The 16,711-nt window shown below is 64.0% G+C and carries 18 protein-coding genes; 10 read left to right on the forward strand and 8 right to left on the reverse strand.

What is annotated here, in order from left to right; genetic code table 11:
- Positions 1-280: 280 nt before the first annotated feature.
- The 3 genes from NKH52_RS33815 (at position 281) to NKH52_RS33825 (ending at position 3,569) form a co-directional block, all read left to right on the forward strand.
- The gene (locus tag NKH52_RS33815) at positions 281-1,150 is read left to right on the forward strand and encodes a carbohydrate ABC transporter permease (RefSeq protein WP_023811708.1); all 870 of its coding nucleotides are present in this window, start codon (positions 281-283) and stop codon (positions 1,148-1,150) included.
- Positions 1,151-1,161: 11 nt separating this feature from the next.
- On the forward strand, positions 1,162-1,986 hold the full coding sequence (locus NKH52_RS33820; protein WP_352736628.1) for a carbohydrate ABC transporter permease: 825 nt from the start codon (positions 1,162-1,164) through the stop codon (positions 1,984-1,986).
- A gap of 86 nt (positions 1,987-2,072) precedes the next feature.
- A complete protein-coding gene (locus NKH52_RS33825; RefSeq protein ID WP_352736609.1) occupies positions 2,073-3,569 on the forward strand; it encodes a M81 family metallopeptidase in 1,497 nt (498 codons plus the stop codon).
- Between the two features lie 146 nt (positions 3,570-3,715).
- Here NKH52_RS33825 and NKH52_RS33830 read toward each other — a convergent pair whose 3' ends face one another.
- The 6 genes from NKH52_RS33830 to NKH52_RS33855 form a co-directional block, all read right to left on the reverse strand.
- Positions 3,716-5,770 (reverse strand): M3 family metallopeptidase, encoded by a 2,055-nt coding sequence (locus NKH52_RS33830; protein ID WP_352736611.1) that lies wholly within the window; start codon positions 5,768-5,770, stop codon positions 3,716-3,718.
- A 97-nt stretch (positions 5,771-5,867) separates the two neighbouring features.
- Positions 5,868-6,302 carry a nuclear transport factor 2 family protein gene (locus NKH52_RS33835; protein ID WP_352736613.1) on the reverse strand — a complete coding sequence of 145 codons (435 nt, stop codon included), beginning with the start codon at positions 6,300-6,302 and terminating at the stop codon, positions 5,868-5,870.
- Positions 6,299-6,943, reverse strand: a complete 645-nt coding sequence (locus tag NKH52_RS33840) for a carbonic anhydrase (RefSeq protein WP_023811712.1) — start codon at positions 6,941-6,943, stop codon at positions 6,299-6,301. Before NKH52_RS33840 ends, NKH52_RS33835 begins: the two co-directional genes overlap by 4 nt.
- A gap of 148 nt (positions 6,944-7,091) precedes the next feature.
- Positions 7,092-7,862: a DUF429 domain-containing protein gene (locus tag NKH52_RS33845; protein WP_352736615.1), complete on the reverse strand. Its 771-nt coding sequence runs from the start codon at positions 7,860-7,862 to the stop codon at positions 7,092-7,094.
- On the reverse strand, positions 7,859-8,743 hold the full coding sequence (pdxY, locus tag NKH52_RS33850; protein WP_127261498.1) for a pyridoxal kinase PdxY: 885 nt from the start codon (positions 8,741-8,743) through the stop codon (positions 7,859-7,861). Before pdxY ends, NKH52_RS33845 begins: the two co-directional genes overlap by 4 nt.
- 13 nt (positions 8,744-8,756) lie before the next feature.
- Positions 8,757-9,008, reverse strand: coding sequence for a hypothetical protein (locus NKH52_RS33855; RefSeq protein WP_352736617.1), 252 nt, complete (start codon positions 9,006-9,008; stop codon positions 8,757-8,759).
- A gap of 161 nt (positions 9,009-9,169) precedes the next feature.
- Here NKH52_RS33855 and NKH52_RS33860 point away from each other — a divergent pair, with 161 nt between their 5' ends.
- The 6 genes from NKH52_RS33860 to ppa all read left to right on the forward strand — a co-directional run bounded on the left by NKH52_RS33860 (position 9,170) and on the right by ppa (position 13,630).
- Positions 9,170-9,808 (forward strand): LemA family protein, encoded by a 639-nt coding sequence (locus tag NKH52_RS33860; RefSeq protein ID WP_023811716.1) that lies wholly within the window; start codon positions 9,170-9,172, stop codon positions 9,806-9,808.
- Positions 9,809-10,008: 200 nt separating this feature from the next.
- Positions 10,009-10,827, forward strand: a complete 819-nt coding sequence (locus NKH52_RS33865) for a TPM domain-containing protein (protein ID WP_352736619.1) — start codon at positions 10,009-10,011, stop codon at positions 10,825-10,827.
- Between the two features lie 4 nt (positions 10,828-10,831).
- The gene (locus NKH52_RS33870; RefSeq protein ID WP_352736621.1) at positions 10,832-11,713 is read left to right on the forward strand and encodes a TPM domain-containing protein; all 882 of its coding nucleotides are present in this window, start codon (positions 10,832-10,834) and stop codon (positions 11,711-11,713) included.
- A gap of 8 nt (positions 11,714-11,721) precedes the next feature.
- Positions 11,722-12,360 carry a TPM domain-containing protein gene (locus NKH52_RS33875; protein ID WP_127294139.1) on the forward strand — a complete coding sequence of 213 codons (639 nt, stop codon included), beginning with the start codon at positions 11,722-11,724 and terminating at the stop codon, positions 12,358-12,360.
- A gap of 117 nt (positions 12,361-12,477) precedes the next feature.
- The gene (locus tag NKH52_RS33880) at positions 12,478-12,984 is read left to right on the forward strand and encodes a GNAT family N-acetyltransferase (RefSeq protein ID WP_056586049.1); all 507 of its coding nucleotides are present in this window, start codon (positions 12,478-12,480) and stop codon (positions 12,982-12,984) included.
- Between the two features lie 112 nt (positions 12,985-13,096).
- Complete coding sequence (ppa, locus tag NKH52_RS33885) at positions 13,097-13,630, forward strand: inorganic diphosphatase (RefSeq protein WP_127294141.1); 534 nt, start codon at positions 13,097-13,099, stop codon at positions 13,628-13,630.
- A gap of 321 nt (positions 13,631-13,951) precedes the next feature.
- Here the strand turns inward: ppa and NKH52_RS33890 are convergent, their stop codons facing one another.
- Both NKH52_RS33890 and NKH52_RS33895 read right to left on the reverse strand, forming a co-directional pair.
- Positions 13,952-14,545, reverse strand: a complete 594-nt coding sequence (locus NKH52_RS33890; RefSeq protein WP_127294143.1) for a hypothetical protein — start codon at positions 14,543-14,545, stop codon at positions 13,952-13,954.
- Positions 14,546-14,590: 45 nt separating this feature from the next.
- Positions 14,591-15,208 carry a TetR/AcrR family transcriptional regulator gene (locus NKH52_RS33895; RefSeq protein ID WP_352736624.1) on the reverse strand — a complete coding sequence of 206 codons (618 nt, stop codon included), beginning with the start codon at positions 15,206-15,208 and terminating at the stop codon, positions 14,591-14,593.
- Between the two features lie 74 nt (positions 15,209-15,282).
- On the opposite strand from NKH52_RS33895, the gene NKH52_RS33900 reads away from it, so the two are divergent.
- Positions 15,283-16,566: an MFS transporter gene (locus tag NKH52_RS33900; RefSeq protein WP_352736626.1), complete on the forward strand. Its 1,284-nt coding sequence runs from the start codon at positions 15,283-15,285 to the stop codon at positions 16,564-16,566.
- Positions 16,567-16,711 lie beyond the last annotated feature (145 nt).

Genomic DNA, 16,711 nt, shown 5'->3' on the forward strand with positions numbered 1-16,711 from the left:
GACCTGGCCAGTCCCGCGGCCCACTCCAACGGCCGTGGTTGCCTTATAGAGGGCCCCCCGCCGGCTGGTTGGGTCCGCCCCCCACCTCTCCCCCGATCGACGGGGGAGAGGAAGGACCCCTTTCCGCAACTGCTGCGGAGGACGGGCAGGCAGGTGAGGGGCGCGCCGACGGTTACAAGGAATCCTGAAGCGGTGCCTTGAGAAGAACGAGGCGGGTTAAGTCAATCTCTTAAGCCAGCGCAATCCAATCTCCACCCGCAACACGGTATAAAGCCAGCAGATGCAAAATCGTTTCTTGCCCTATCTCCTGACCTTGCCCAGCCTGTTTCTGGCGGCGGTGGTCATCTTCTGGCCGGTCTGGGACCTGATCCAGATCTCGACGCATGAGGTCAGCCGCTTCGGCCAGCTTCGCGACTTCAACGACTTCGCCAATTTCGCGGCACTCGCTGCCGATCCCGATTTCACGGCCGCGCTCTGGCGCACCGGCCAATGGACGGTGATGGTGGTCGGCGGTGCGCTTCTCTTGTCGATCCCGGTGGCGATGATCCTCAACACCGATTTCTATGGCCGCGGCATCGCCCGCGTCATCATCATGCTGCCCTGGGCGGTGTCGCTGACCATGACCGCGGTGGTCTGGCGCTGGGCGCTGAGCGGTGAAAGCGGCATGCTCAACTCGGCGCTGATCGGCCTCGGGCTCATCGATCACAACATCCAGTGGCTGGCGAGTGCCGAAACCGCCTTTCCGATGCAAGTGCTGATCGGCATCCTGGTGACGGTGCCGTTCACGACGACGATCTTCCTCGGCGGGCTGTCGTCGATCCCGGACGATCTCTACGAGGCGGCGGCGCTCGAAGGGGCGACGCCGCTGCAGCAGTTCCGCGAAATCACCTTTCCGCTCCTGAAACCGTTCATCAACATCGCCATCGTGCTCAACACCATCTACGTCTTCAATTCCTTCCCGATCATCTGGGTGATGACGCAGGGCGGCCCGGCCAACTCGACCGATATCCTGGTCACCCATCTCTACAAGCTGGCCTTCCGCATCGGCAAGCTGGGTGAGGCATCGGCGGTGTCGCTGGTGATGTTCGCCATATTGCTGGTCTTCACCATGATCTATGTGCGGCTGGCGATGCGGGAGCAACGCACATGACAAATCGGCTCATGACGGGCAAGCTGAAGCGCTCCATCATCGCCTGGCTGCTGCTGGCGCCGCTGATCGTGGTGACGCTCTTTCCCTTCGCGGTGATGTTCCTGACCGCGGTCAAGCCGAGGCCGGAAGTGCTGTCGCCGACCTGGTGGCCGAGCGAATTCCGCTGGTCGAATTTCTCCGACATGTGGGTGGCGACCGGCTTTGGCCAGGCGTTGCTCAATTCGCTCTACGTGTCTGTGATCGCCACCGTCGGCGCCATCCTGATCTCGGTTCCGGCGGCCTACGCAATGTCGCGCTTCCGCTTTGCCGGCTACGGCGCCTTGCGTCAGTTCCTGCTGATTTCGCAGATGATCTCGCCGATCGTGCTGGTGCTTGGCCTGTTCCGGCTGATGGCGGCCTGGGGCCTGGTCGAGAGCACGACGGCGCTCGGCTTCATCTACATGGCCTTCAACGTCGCCTTCACGGTGTGGATGCTGCAGAGCTATTTCGACACCATTCCGCGCGATCTCGAGGAGGCGGCCTGGATGGAAGGCGCCGGCCGCTGGCTGACCTTGCGCAAGGTGTTCCTGCCGCTGTGCCTGCCGGCGATCGCGGTGACGGCGATCTTCACCTTCATCAATGCCTGGAACGAATTCGTCGTGGCGCTCACCATGTTGCGCAGCCAGGAAAGCTACACGCTGCCGATCCAGGTGTTTTCGCTGGTCGCCGGCCGCTACACCATCGAATGGCACCACGTCATGGCCGCGACGCTGCTGGCGACCGCGCCGGTGGCCATCCTGTTCATCTGGCTGCAGCGCTACCTCGTCAGGGGCCTGGCGCTCGGGGCGGTCAAATAGCCGCTCTATTTCTTTTTTTGACGCAATCCCGGACGGAAAACCGCTTCACACTTTTCCTGGAATTGCTCTAGACCCACGGAGCTTTCATGCGCATCTTCACCGCCTCGCTGGCGACGGAAACCAACACATTCTCGCCGGTGCCGACCGACAGGGCCTCGTTCGAGATGGCCTTCTATGCCGGGCCCGGCAAACATCCGGACACGCCGACGCTGTGCTCCTCGCCGATGGTGGCGCTGCGCCGGCGGGCAGCGGCCGAAGGCCTCGATGTCATCGAGGGCACCGCAACCTGGGCGGAGCCGGGCGGCCTGGTGCAGCGGCAGACCTATGAGGCTCTGCGCGACGAGATCCTTGGCCAGCTCGAGGCCGCGCTGCCGGTCGATGCTGTCATCCTCGGCCTGCATGGCGCCATGGTGGCACAAGGCTATGACGACTGCGAAGGCGACCTGCTCGAGCGGGTTCGCGCAATGGTCGGGCCGGAGGTGGTGATCGCCGTGGAACTCGATCCGCACAGCCATCTGACACCGAAGCGCGTGGCGGCCTCCGACATCCTCGCCTACTTCCTCGAATTTCCGCACACCGATTTCTATGAGCGCGGCGAACACGTCGTCGAGCTTGGGCTTGCGGCGGCGAGGGGCGAGATCAAGCCGGTCATCTCGACCTTCGATTGCCGCATGATCCAGGTCCTGCCGACCAGCCGCGAGCCGATGCGCTCTTTCGTCGACCGGATCAAGGCGCTGCACGGCAAGGACGGCGTGCTGTCGGTCTCCGTCATCCACGGCTTTATGGCGGCCGACGTGGCCGAGATGGGCACGCGCATCCTGGTCGTCACCGACAATGACAAGGCCAAGGGCGACGCGCTGGCGGAACGGCTCGGGCGGGAACTCTACGCGCTGCGCGAAAAGACGGCGATGACGATGCTGAGCGCCGCCGACGGCATCGATCGGGCGCTGGCCGTGCGCGCCGAGAATCCGGGCAAGCCGGTGGTCATCGCCGATATCTGGGACAATCCCGGCGGCGGCGTTCCCGGCGACGGCACCTTCGTGCTGCGCCAGATGCTGGCGCGTGGCCTGGACAGGTTCGCCGTGGCGACGATCTGGGACCCCATCGCGGTCACCTTCTGCCTGGCGGCGGGCGAAGGCGCGGTCATCGATCTGCGCTTCGGCGGCAAGGCCGGTCCGCAGGCCGGCGAGCCGATCGACGCGCGCGTGCGCGTGCTGAAGGCGATTGCGGAGGGTTGGCAGAGTTTCGGGCCAAGCCGGGTGACGCTCGGGCCGACGGCGTTGATCCGCCTCGAAGGCACCGAGGTCGACATCATCCTCAACACCAATCGCACGCAGACCTTCGAGCCGGATATCTTTTCCAACATCGGCGTCGATCCGCTGGCCAAGGACGTGTTGTTGATCAAGTCGACCAACCATTTCTACGCCGGCTTCGAGCCGATCGCCGCCGAGATCATCTATGTCTCGGCGCCAAGTTCATATCCCAGCAATCCGGCGGTGACCAGCTACACCAAGCTGACGCGGCCGGTGTGGCCAAGGGTTGCGGATCCTTGGAAGGGTGACGCTGGTATTCTCCCCCCTTGAGGGGGAGATGTCGCCGAAGGCGACAGAGGGGGTCGCCTCGCGTGGAGTGCCAACCTTCTTCTGCCGCAGCAGGCCGAGTCCGGTCGGACCGCCCCCTCTGGCCGCTTCGCGGCCATCTCCCCCTCAAGGGGGGAGAGTGCGCAGCGCTACACCAGCCCGCGCTTGGCCATCATCGCTTCCGGCGACGGCATCTTGCCGCGAAATGCGGTGTAGAGTTCTTCCGGATCCTTCGAACCGCCGGCGGCGTAGATGTTCTTGCGCAGCCGTTCGGCGAGCGCCGGGTTGAAGGGGTCGCCGGTCTCCTCGAAGGCGGCGAAAGCGTCGGCATCGAGCACTTCCGACCACATGTAGGAATAATAGCCGGCCGAATAGCCTTCGCCGGAGAAGACGTGGCCGAAATGCGGGGTCCGGTGGCGCATGGCTATGGTGTCCGGCATATGCAGTTCTGCAAGCGTTTCGGTTTCGAAACGAAGCGGCGCTTCAGGCGCATCGGGTCGTGCGTGGTAGGCCATGTCCATCAAGGCAGAGGCGGTGAACTCTACTGTTGCAAAGCCGGCGCCAAAAGTCCGCGCGGCCAGCATCTTGTCGAGCAGCGCCTTGGGCATCGGCTTGCCGGTCTTCACATGCAGCGCGTGTCTTTCCAGCACCGCCGGCACGGTCAGCCAATGTTCGTAGAGCTGCGAGGGCAGTTCGACGAAATCGCGGCTGACCGAGGTGCCCGAAACCGAGGGCCAGGTGACGTCGGTCAGCATGCCGTGCAGAGCATGACCGAATTCGTGGAACAGCGTTTTCGCCTCGTCCACCGACAGCAGCGCCGGCTCGCCGGCTGGCGGCTTGGCGAAGTTCATGATGTTGTAGATGACCGGGCTCGCACCGTGGCCGAGCCTGTAGCCGGATTGCAACGCGCTCATCCAGGCGCCAGAGCGCTTTGACGGCCGCGCGAAATAGTCGGCCAGGAACAGGCCGCGCTCGCTGCCATCGGCATTCTTCACCACGAAGACGCGGGCATCCGGATGCCAGGCCGCGATGCCCTTTTTCTCTTCGAAGGTGATGCCGAACAACCGTGTCGCTACATCGAAGCAAGCGTCGATGATGCGGTCGAGCTGCAAATAGGGCTTCAGTTCCGCCTCGTCGAAGGCGAATTTTTCCGCGCGCAGTTTCTCCTGGTAGAAACGCCAGTCCCAGGCAGCGAATTTTTCGTTGCTGCCGGCCTCCGTCGCCAACCGTTGCAATTCGATCTGGTCGCTTGCTGCCTTCTCAAGCGCTTTTTCCCACACCGGATCGAGCAGCGCGTGCACGGCCTTCGGCGTCTTGGCCATGGTGTCATCGAGCTTCAGCGCGGCGAAGGAGGCGTAGCCGAGCAGCTTTGCCTTCTCGGCGCGCAGGCGCAGCATGTCGCGCACCACGTTCGTATTGTCGGTGGCGCCGCCATTCTGGCCACGCATGGTGAAGGCGCGGAAGGCGATCTCGCGCAGATCGCGGCGTTCGGAGAAGGTCGAGAACGGCTCGTAGATCGAGCGCGACAGGGTGACGGCATAGCGGCCCTTCTGGCCACGCATTTCGGCGGCCTCGGCCATGGAGCTTTTCACGAAATCCGGCAGACCGATAAGGTCGGCTTCATCGAGAAACAGCGCCCAGTCGCGCTCGTCGGCCAGAACATTCTGGCCGAAAGCCGTGCCGAGCGAGGACAATTCCTCGCTGATGCTTGCCAGCCGTTTCTTGCCGTGGGCATCGAGCTTGGCGCCGGAACGGACGAAGCCCTTCCAGGTCTTTTCCAGCACCCGCAGGGTCTCTGCGTCGAGCTTCAGGCTCTCGCGGCGCTGGTAGAGATCGTCGATGCGGGCAAACAGCCGCTCGTTCATCGAAATCGCCGAGAAATGCCTGGACATTTTCGGCGAGATGTCGCGCTCCAGCGCCTGGATCGTCTCGTTGGTGTAGGCGCCGGCGCGGCACCAGAAGATCGACGAGACGCGGTCGAGCGCTTCGCCGCCGAGTTCCAGCGCGGCAAGCGTGTTCTCGATGGTCGGCGCATCCTTGTTGCCGGCGATCGCCTCGATCTCGGCCTCGTGCGCCTTCAGCGCCGCGTCGAAGACCGGGGAGAAGTCGCCGTCGCCAATGCGCGTGAAATCGGGCAGGCCGAGCGGCCCTTGCCACGCGGTCAGCGGATGGGCGGCGAGGTCGGCGGCTTTCGTGGAAGGCATGGACAGTCTTTCGCTGGTGAGGGCAGGCAGGTGGGTGGTACCCGATGTAGGGCGCGGCCGGCGGACCCGCAATATGCGGATTTGGCCGATATCGCCCTCAGAAGCCGTCGCAGTTTTCGGCGATCGCCGCTTGCGAACTGGCGGTGATGCGGTTGTCGGTGACCGCGAAGGTTTCCTGCATCAGCATGTCGTTGTTGGGGAAATCGTAGCAGGCGACCACCGTGGTGACGCCGCCTTCGCTTTTCTCGACCCTGTGCCGGATTGCCGCACCGGCAACCGCACCTTTCCACTCGTCTATCGAAGCGATGAATTCCTGCTTGCTTTGCACGATGCCGAGGTCGTCCAGCTTGATGTGGACATCGTCGGCGAGCAGGTCGGACAGCTCGGTGCGGTCGGCGACCAGCAGCGCCGAATACCAGCGGCTGATGAGGGCACGATCATCGGCGCGGGCGGCAATAATCGCTACCAGCAGCGCGGCCGCCGTCAAAATGATCGACCGGATGTTCACCACCTTGCGCGCCGCTGTGTTCATCCCAGCTCCGGCCGTTCGAAATCGCCGGTCTCCTTGTTCATCGTCCAGAGTTCGCCGGTCGAGATATCGAACCAGGCCCCATGCAGCGACAGTCGCCCCTTGCCCTCGAGAATCGAGACGCAGGGAAAGGTTCTGAGGTTGGCGATGGAATAGCGGATCGAGATGCGCTCCAGCGCGGTCTGGCGCTCCGACGCGGTCATGAAGGTGCTGGAGGAGACGGTCTCGGCGGCCGGCGCGATCAGGCTCATCCACTTGCCGATGAAGTCGCCCGGCGAAAGCGGCGCTGAATTGGTGTCGAGCGCGGCACGGATGCCGCCGCAGCGGCCATGGCCCATGACGACGATGTTCTTGACCTTGAGGCTCTGCACGGCGAATTCAAGCGCCGCCGAGGTCGAATGGAACTCGCCATCGGGAGCATAGGGCGGCACCAGATTGCCGACATTGCGCAGCACGAAGAGTTCGCCGGGCCCGGCGTCGAAGATCGCCTCGGGCGCCGAACGAGAATCGCAGCAGGCGACGATCATCGTCTCCGGCGCCTGGCCTTCGCGAGCGAGATCGCGATAGCGCCCGCTCTCTGTGAGATAGCGGCCATTCATGAAATTGCGGTAGCCGGCGAGAAGATGTTCAGGGAGATGGGACATGGGCGGCGTCTGGAGCCTTTCCGGGTTGGATGCGGCAGCTCGTTGCGGTCTAGAGAGGCTCTAGCGGCAAAAGCCGGTCGCGAGCAATGCAGAATTATGAGGGCTGGCTAGAAATGCCATGCATCGAGCGCAACGTTGGCCAACAGCGTTACGCCCAGATGGCGACAGGAATGCCAAAGCTGTCGCGGCCCGGCGGGTCGGGCAGCGGCCGTGCCTCACCGCTGGCGATGCGACCGGCGATCAGCATCATTGCGGCCGCGTCGAGGAAATCATCGGCGGCTGCGCCGCGCGGTGGCGGCTGGTCGAGAAAGCTCGTCTCATAGCCATGCCGGCAAAGCAGAGCCTTGCGTTCCGCCATGCCGGCCGGATTGATGCTGCCCTTGATCTTCTTCGGCAGTTGCATGGCCTGATCGCCGTTCAAGCGGCAGAAAGCGACTTCCGGATGCGATTCGTAGACGCGGCCGCGCAGATCGGGTCGCGCGATCAGCAGGGCGTCGATCTCGCGAATCTTGGCAAAAATGCCGAAGGCCTGGATCGAGACGCCACGCGGCGGGTCGGATGTGGTCATGGCCACCTCGCTTGCGCGGATGTGAGCGGCATACCAGGCTTCGATGGTGGTGAAGCCGTTGGTGTCGGCATAGAGCGCGGCGCGGGAGGGGATCGAGAAGACGCTGGATTGGCGTGCCCCGAGCAGCGGCCGCACCAGCGCTTCGGGGCCGCGACCGCCCTTGCCCGAAAACTCGGGCAGGCCGATCGGTATGTCGACAGCGATGACAGTATCTGTGGGAAGCGATGCGAGCAGGGCAGTGAAGGTTGCAAAGACACCGACCGACGGTGCCATGCCAGAAGTGCGCCGGACGGCGATCCAGCCGGCCTTGCAGCCGTCGACGCCGACAAGCACGGCCTCAGTCGACGTCACGCCCGGCGGCCCCGCCCCGGATGTGTGAGGTGGCGAAGCTGGACCATCGCCATCGGATGCGACAGGCTCTGCGCATCGGTTTCGAGCTGCAGTTCGTCGCCGCCGCGCTTGGCGGTGCGCGCCAGGATCTCGTAGACCGCCGCCGTCGTCGATTGCAGCGCCTTGATCGGCGGCTGGCCGGACAGGATGCGTGCCAGGTAGACGGCCGCCGTCAGATCGCCCAGGCCATTCGGCGGCTTGTCGATCAGGCGATGTTCGGCGAGCAGCGCCTGGCTGCTATCGAGCAGGAGATTGCCGGTGCCGCCCGTCATCATCGACGGCGCCGAGGTGACCAGCATGGTCGATGGCCCGGCGTGGAGTGCGGCCGCGATCACCGATTTCAGGTCTGGCAACGCGGCGCCGGCCATCCATTCCAGTTCGTAGCGGTTGGGGGTGGCTATGTCGGCGATCGGCATCAGCCGGTCGCGCATGGCTATGGCGGTGGGCTCGGGCACGTAAAGGCCGCCCGAATCACCCATCACCGGATCGCAGATATAGACGGCGCCGGGCGTCCTTGCTTTCACCGCGGCGACCAGCGAGGCGACGGCCTCGGCCTGGCCGGCCTCGCCGAGATAGCCCGACAACACGGCGCCGACCTCACCCAGCCATGGTGCCCGCTCGAGATCGGCCATCAGCGCCTTGAACTGGTCGAGCGGCGGCACGATGCGCGTCGCGCGCCCATGGCCGGGATGCCAGGGCAGGATGACGGTCGGCACCGCCCAGACCGGGAAACCCAGGGTCTCCAGCGCAAAGACTGCGGCACGGTTGCCGACCGAGCCGCGCGCGACATGGCTGGAAATGACGATGACCGCACGCGGCGCGTCGGTTTGTTCGGCGCTCATTGTCGTTTGATTCCTAACTGCCCCGGATGACGTAAAGCACGAGCCAGACCATCAGGCCCAGCGCCAGCAGGAGGCCGAGCGTGCGGCCAAAGCGGGTGCCCCAGACTTCGATCGGATCGGCACGATCGGTATCGGCCGCCGTGACATGATCGTGCATGCCTTTCGCGGCCCGCGATACAAACGAGTTGCCGGCCGGATCCGTCTCGTGCGCAATGCGCTCGAGGATACGGCGCGATTCCTTCTCGCTGTCCTGGCGCTGCGCCATGATGATGTCCCGTTTTGCGGACCTTATCGCGTTCGCACGGCCAATCACAGAGCCTTGCAGCGGCATCGGGCGTGCCAGGTGAGAGGCTGCCGGCGCGGGCGGTTTTCTTGCGCGCTGATTGTGGTAATGCTTCGCGTGCAACTTCTACCGAGGGACCCATCATGTTTGCCCAGCGCCTTGCCTCGCCGTCCACGTTCCGCACGCTGCCCGCCTTCCTGATGATGGCGATAGTGCTGCCGCTGCTTGCCGGCTGCGGCTACAACACCATCCCCACAGCGGAAGAAAACGCCAGGGCGGCATGGAGCGAGGTGCTGAACCAGTATCAGCGCCGCGCCGACCTCATCCCCAACCTGGTCGAGACGGTGAAGGGTTATGCCTCGCACGAAAAGGATACGCTCGACGCGGTGGTCGAGGCACGCGCCAAGGCAACGCAGATCACGGTAACACCGGAAACGCTGAAGGATCCCGAAGCCCTCAAGAAGTTTCAGGATGCCCAGGCGGGGCTGACCAGCGCGCTGTCGCGGCTGATCGCGGTCTCGGAGGCCTATCCCGACCTCAAGGCCAATCAGAATTTCCTGGCGCTGCAAGCCCAGCTCGAAGGCACCGAGAACCGCATCGCCGTGTCGCGGCGCGACTACATCCAGGCGGTCAGGGACTACAATCTGACGCTGAGGACCTTCCCCTCGGTGCTGTGGGCGACCTTCTGGTTCCGCGGCAACGAGCCCTTTGCCAATTTCACCGTCGCCGAAGACAAGATGCAGCCGCCGAAGGTCGATTTCGGCACGAAGCAGGGCGGGTGAACGTCGATTGATGATCCTGGTTCTTATCAGCCTTGCGTTCCTTCACACCCCCCTCTGTCCTGCCGGACATCTCCCCCGCAAGGGGGGAGATCGGCAGCCGTGGTGGTTTCGCTAATTTTCGACGTCGCAGAAGTGTTGCTGTCAGCGATGACAGCCAATCTCCCCCCTTGCGGGGGAGATGTCCGGCAGGACAGAGGGGGGTGCGACGGAACGCAAGGCTGACATTCCTGGCGGTCATTTTAAGCCTCTTCTTCCTCCCCTTCACCGCTCTCGCCGCCGATCTCCCCGCCCTGACCGGCCGTGTCGTCGACAATGCCGGCATCATCGATGCGGCGACCAAGGCGGCGCTGACGCGGAAGCTCGCTGATTTCGAGACAAAAGGCTCCGACCAGATCGTCGTGGCGACGATCCCGAGCCTCGATGGCGAGGAGATCGAGCCCTACGCCAACCGGCTGTTCCGCTTCTGGAAACTCGGCCAGGCGAAGGAAAACAACGGCGTGCTGCTGCTGGTCGCCCCGAACGACCGCAAGATGCGCATCGAAGTCGGTTATGGGCTGGAAGGTACGCTGACCGACCTGCACACCAAGCTGATCATCGAAAACGACCTGGTGCCGGCTTTTCGCGCCGGCGATTTCTCCGGCGGTATCAGCAAAGCCGTCGATGACATGGTTATGGTGCTGGAAGGAAATCCGGAGGAGCTGGAGGCGCGCGGCGAGCGCAACCAGCAGGCGCCTTTCGATTCCGACGACCTGTTCTTCACCGTGTTCATCGGCATCTGGGCGATCATCTTCTTCGGCAGCATCGCGGTTTCCGTGCTGCCGCCGATCTTCGGCCAGAAGCTCGGTCCCGGCCGCTACCGCTGGCTCGGCATGACCTTCGAGCCAAGCCGGCGATCCTCCCGTGGTGGCTGGTCGTCTGGAAGTTCCAGCGGCGGCTGGTCTTCGGGGTCAAGCAGCGGTGGAGGCTTTTCCGGCGGCGGCGGTTCGTCCGGCGGCGGCGGCTCGTCGGGAAGCTGGTGATGGCATGACGATACCCAGCATCAGCCTGTCGAAACGCGACCGCCTCGCCTCGGCCGTCCTGATTGCCGCGGTCGTGCTGTTCTCCTGCGTCATGGCCTACGCGGCCGACCTGCCGGCGCTGACCGGCCGTGTCGTCGACAATGCCGGCATCATCGATGCCGCGACCGAGGCGGCGCTGACGCGGAAGCTCGCCGACTTCGAGACAAAAGGTTCCGACCAGATCGTCGTGGCGACGATCCCCAGCCTCGATGGCGAGGAGATCGAGCCCTACGCCAACCGGCTGTTCCGCTTCTGGAAACTTGGCCAGGCGGGCGAGAACAATGGCGTGCTCCTGCTGGTTGCTCCGAACGACCGCAAGATGCGCATCGAGGTCGGTTATGGGCTGGAAGGTACGCTGACCGACCTGCACACCAAGTTGATCATCGAAAACGACATGGTGCCGGCCTTCCGCGCCGGGGACTTCTCCGGCGGTATCAGCAAAGCCGTCGATGACATGGTCATGGTCCTGGAGGGCAATCCCGAAGAACTGGAAGCGCGAGGCAAGCGCAATCCCGCCGATGACGGCACGTCCATCGATCCGATCGTTGCCGTGTTCCTGATCCTGTGGGCGACGATGTTTTTCGGCGGGTTGGCGATGGCGTTCCTGCCGCCGATGTTCGGCACGAAGCTGTCGCCGGGCGTGTACAGATGGCTGGGCATGACGTTTCGTTACGGCCGTGGGCCGAGCGGGTACTCGGGCAGCAGCGGCTGGACAACGGGTTCGTCTTCGGGCGGCTGGTCGTCGGGGAACTCCGGTGGTGGTTGGTCTTCGGGATCAAGCGGCGGTGGCGGGTTTTCCGGTGGCGGCGGCTCATCGGGTGGTGGCGGTTCTTCAGGAAGCTGGTGAGACATATCATGGCAACACGACCAATCAGCCCGCAGGATCATGAGCGCATCGCAACCGCGATCCGCGGCGCCGAGGAGGAAACCGACGGCGAGATCTACTGCGTCGTGGCCCATGCCAGCGACGGCTATTTCTTCCCGGCCGCCTTCATGGCGACCGTGTGCATGCTGATCGTCAGCCTGGCGGTCGGCTACGGTCTGGAGGCCTGGTGGCTGTCGATCCGGCTGCCGCATTTCGTACTCGCCCAGCTCCTGGCGCTTGCCTGCGTGCTGGCCTTGTTGTGGGCGCTGCCCGGCCTGCGCATCCATCTGGTGCCGAGGCGGCTGCGCTACCAGGCGGCGCACGCCAACGCGGTCAAGCAGTTCCTTGCCCGCAACGTCCACCGCACCACGGCGCGCACCGGCGTGCTGGTCTTCGTCTCGATCGCCGAGCGCTATGCCGAAGTGGTTGCCGATTCGGGCATCGACGCCAAGGTCGGCCAGCATGTCTGGGACGGTGTCGTGCGCGACCTTACCGCGCATGCCGGCGACGACCGGCTTGCCGACGGCTTCGTCAAGGCGATCGAGCAGGTGGGTGCGGTGCTGGCCGAGCATTTCCCAGTCACAGCGGGCGACAGCAACGAACTTGACGACCATTTGGTCGAAATCTGAGTCCTTCCAGTGAAGCTTCGAGGGCCCTGTCTGAGGTGGTGACCGCCTGTGAGAAAGCAGCCGGCGGGCCGCCGGGACTCTTGCAATCGGGCGATGCGGGTTTATGGTTAACAAATCATGAATACGCTGACGATCGACATCCGGAAAGCCGACCCGCGCGATGCCAGTGCCATCGCCGAGGTGCATCTGGAGGCCTGGCGCGGCGCCTATTCCGGCATCATTCCGCACCGGACCCTGACATCGATGATCAACCGTCGAGGCGCCGACTGGTGGGCGAATGCGATTCGCCGCGCCGCCACCGTCCTGGTCGTCGAGATCGGCGGCAAGATTGCCGGCTATGCGACGATCGGCAAGAACCGCGCCCGCGAACTGCGCCAGCAAGGCGAAATCTACGAATTGTACCTGCGGCCGGAATATCAGGGCATCGGGCTTGGCAGCCGGCTGTTCGCGGCGGCCAGGGCGCGCCTGGCCGACCATGGGCTGAAAGGCATGGTCGTTTGGGCGCTGGAAGACAACCAGAACGCGCTTGCCTTCTATGCCGGCGCCGGTGGCCGCGACGTTGCGGAAGGCGTCGAGATCTTCGAGCAGAAGGCGCTCAAGAAGGTCGCTTTCGTCTGGGAATGACAGCCCGGCCTTTCGGCCATTGCGTCTCCCGATTTCAGCCAGCACCATTCGCCGCATTGCACCATGACGCGCCGCCCGCTATCGATCGTCCATCGAGAGAGGGATTTAAGCCATGCGCATTGAAGCCATAGCCAGCGGAAAGAACCCGCCTGAGGACGTCAACGTCATCATCGAGGTGCCGATCGGCGGCGAGCCGATCAAGTACGAGATGGACAAGGAGGCCGGCACGCTGTTCGTCGACCGCTTCCTGCACACCTCGATGCGCTACCCCGGTAATTACGGCTTCGTGCCGCACACGCTGTCGGGCGACGGCGATCCGATTGACGTGCTGGTCTGCAACACGCGCGCGCTGGTGCCGGGTTGCGTCATCAACGTCAGGCCTATCGGCGTGCTGATCATGGAAGACAATGCCGGCCAGGATGAGAAGATCATCGCCGTGCCGTCGCCGAAACTGACGCTGCGCTACGAGAACGTCACCGAATACACCCAGCTGCCCGACATCACGCGCCAGCAGGTGCAGCACTTCTTCGAGCACTACAAGGATCTCGAGCCCGGCAAATGGGTCAAGATCGAAGGCTGGCACGATTCCAAATATGCCAAGAAGATGATCGTCGAGGCGATCGAGCGGGCCAAGGCGAGCAAGTAGCTGGGCTTAGGCTCTGCGGAGCATCAACCCCGCAGGGCCTAGGCCTCGCGAGGCCCCTCGACTTCGTCATACCAGGGCGGAGCAGCCGCGAAGCGGCGTCGCGGAGACCCTGGCATCCATGCCGTGACGCTCGGTGAAGTGCGCGGCTAAGCAGAATTCTGCACCGTTGTGGTGTTGTTGGTGTCGCGGCATGGATCCTCGGGTCTGCGCTGCGTCGCTACGCTCCTTGCTGCGCCCGTGGATGACGAAGTCAAAGGCGTTTCGGCCAATCCCAACGTGTGCGACCTGCATGTGGCAGAAGTTCCGTGCTAAGCAACTGATCTAGTTATCCACCCGGCCGAAAGCCGGCACATTGCCGATGACGGTGCGCCTGTCCTTGCCGCAGGCGAAGGTGCGTGCCTTGTCGTCGGCAAGCTTGCGCGCCTGGTCGTTGGCGGTGGGATTGCCGGTGGCCAGCACCAGGCCAACGGTGCAGCCATCGCGGGCGTCCATCTGGCCGACCTTGGCGACGAGCAGCACCTCGGTCGGCTTTTTCTCGTCCTCGGGATTGCTGATCGAGCGGCGATGGATGGCTGCATAGGGCACAGCCTTGTCGCCCTTGGTCTCGATGCGCCATTCGATCTTGGCTCCAGACGAATTGAAACCGGAAAAGCTCTCCCAGACCGTCGTCATGTCGCCGCCGGGGGGAAAGCCGTAGAACAGCGATTCACGGGCATCGTCATAGGCTATCAGCACGGGATAGCCGCGATAGCCCGAACAGGCGAGTTCGGCCCAGTCGCCGTCGCCTTCCTCGGCTTGCGCATAGGTCACGCAATCCTTCTTCGAGTCCAGATCGGTGTAGGCGCTCGCAATGCCGTCGGCATGTGCAGCCTGGCAGAAGCCAGCGAGGATGAGCGGAATCAGCAGGCTACGCATCGCGGGACATCTCCGTTGGAGGTTGTCCTAGCGTATCGCCTGTCGCTATTTCTTCAAGCTCGCTTCAATCAGCAGGTCGGCGTTGCGGGCGACCGCTTGCGCCGGGCCACCAAGCCCGAACAGCTGGCCACTGATATAGGCGCCTTCGATCAGCAGGAGCAGGCCGTCGCCCAGCGTGTCAGGGTCTTGCGCGCCCATCGCAACCGCCATGGCGCGCAGGCGGCGGCGCAGTTCCTGCTTGTTGGCCTCGCTGACCACGCGGGCCGGATGGCTGTGGTCGGGATATTCGACCGCCGCATTGGTCATGCCGCAGCCGCGATAGTCCGCCACCTGCGTGCGCTTGCCGATGCGGGTCAGGAAAGCCTTGATCTGTGCGCGCGGGTCGTCGGGATGAGCGGCGACCGCTTCGTCGAAACGCTCCCAATATTCAAGATCGTACTGCCTGAGATAGGAGGCGGCCAGTTCATCCTTGGAGGGGAAGCTGCGATAGAGGCTGGGCTTGGTGACGCCGGCGCGTTTGACGATCTCGTCGACGCCGATCGCCCGGATGCCGCGCCGATAGAACAGGTCATAGGCCACATCGAGGATCTTCTTGGCGGCCTTCGGCGGCGCCGATGCATGACCGTCGCTGATGGTCAGATCAATATTTTTGTCCGTTGGCATCGTGTGACTCGATTGACAATGTTACCGATCGGTACGTATACAGGATCCCACCCTGCAACGTACCGGTCAGTAACATGATAGCTCAATCTCGTCCATTTGGCCAGCGCTACGCCTTTGTCGTAGTTGGCGTCATCTTCCTCTGCCTGCTGGTCGCGGCCGGCCTGCGATCCGCGCCCGCGGTCATGATGCTGCCGCTGGAGAACAGTTTCGGCTGGCGGCGCGACGTCATCTCGCTGGCCGCCGGTGTCGGTATCCTGCTTTACGGTCTCACCGGTCCATTTGCCGCAGCCCTGATGGAGCGCATCGGGCTGCGTCGCACGCTGCTCGCCTCGCTGGTGGTGATGTCGGGCTCAACCGCGCTCAGTCTGCTGATGACCAAGCCCTGGCATCTGTTCATCACCTGGGGCGTGTTCTCAGGCATTGGTTCCGGCGCTGTCGCCAGCGTGCTCGGCGCCACCATCGTCAATCGCTGGTTCAAGACCAACCGCGGCCTTGTCATGGGATTGATGTCGGCCTCAAGCGCCTCTGGCATGCTGGTGTTCCTGCCGATGATCGCTGCTCTGGCGCAGTCGGGCGGCTGGCAACCGGTTGTCATTGCGGTCGCGATCGCCACCGCGGCTCTGATACCGCTGGTCTGGCTGCTGGTGCCGGAGCGTCCAGCATCGATAGGCATGGTGCGCTATGGCGCCGAGGCGGATGATGTGCCGCCGACATCGCCTGCGTCGCAAGGCAATTTCCTCGCGCATACGCTCAACACGCTGCGCCGCGCCGCCGGCACAAGGGTGTTCTGGTACCTGTTCGCCACCTTCTTCGTCTGCGGCTTCACCACCAACGGTCTGGTCGGCACGCATCTGATCGCCTTCTGCGGCGACATGGGCATCGGCGAAGTTCAGGCCGCCGGCCTGCTGTCGATGATGGGCATTTTCGACCTGATCGGCACGACCCTGTCGGGCTGGCTCACCGACCGCTACGATCCGCGCAAGCTGCTTGGCGTCTATTACGGCATTCGCGGCCTGTCGCTGATCTACCTGCCCTATTCCGGCTTCTCGGCGACCAGCCTGATCATCTTCGCCGTGCTCTACGGCCTCGACTGGATCGCCACCGTGCCGCCGACGCTGAGGCTCGCCAATGAGGCGTTCGGCGACCGCAGCGGGCCGATCGTGTTCGGCTGGATCGTCGCCGGACACCAGATCGGTGCGGCGACAGCCGCCGCCTTCGGCGGCACCATGCGCGAGTTGCAGGGCAATTACGAACTGGCGTTCCTGATCGCCGGCATGACTGCGATTGCCGCCGCCTGTATCTCGCTGCTGATCAACACCAGCAAGCCGGCCTTCGAGCCGGAGCCGCAGGCGGCGTAGGGCTGTCGATCTCCCCCCTTGCGGGCAGGGCTATCGCATATGGATTTTTGCGAAGAAGAACCCCACCCTAACCCTCCCCACAAGGGGGAGGGAACGCTGCCGCGTGCCTTTAATTCTTCTTGGCGCCGAAAAGACAGGCGATTCT

The organism is Mesorhizobium sp. M1066, assembly GCF_040318635.1.
Classification (GTDB): domain Bacteria; phylum Pseudomonadota; class Alphaproteobacteria; order Rhizobiales; family Rhizobiaceae; genus Mesorhizobium.